Annotated in this window: 1 protein-coding gene; it reads left to right on the top strand. The window is 65.5% G+C overall.

Translation table 11 applies throughout. The features are described 5' to 3' along the window. A partial coding sequence (locus FFK22_RS42460; protein WP_143957072.1) for a co-chaperone GroES occupies positions 1-234 on the top strand: 234 nt, incomplete at its 5' end. Positions 235-325: the final 91 nt, after the last annotated feature.

Below are 325 nucleotides of genomic sequence, written 5' to 3' on the forward strand. Positions count from 1 at the left end.
GCCAAGACCGTGGGCGGGATTATCATCCCAGACACCGCCCAGGAGAAGCCGCAGCAGGGCGAGGTCGTGGCCGTCGGCCTGGGCGCGCGGGACGCGCAAGGCGTGATCCAGACACTCGACGTCAGCGTCGGCGACCGCATCCTGTTCGGCAAATGGTCCGGCTCCGAGATCCGGCTCGAGGGTGTCGACTATCTCGTGATGAAGGAGAGCGACGTGATCGGCGTCGTCGCCTGATCCAGCCCGCCTCCCGCATCCCCCTCCCCTTTCAAGGACCAGCACCATGCCAGCCAAAGACGTCAAATTCAGCACCGATGCGCGTGACCGA

Origin of the sequence: Mycobacterium sp. KBS0706, assembly GCF_005938675.2 — a bacterium.
In the GTDB taxonomy this organism is placed as follows: Bacteria; Pseudomonadota; Alphaproteobacteria; order DSM-16000; family Inquilinaceae; genus Inquilinus.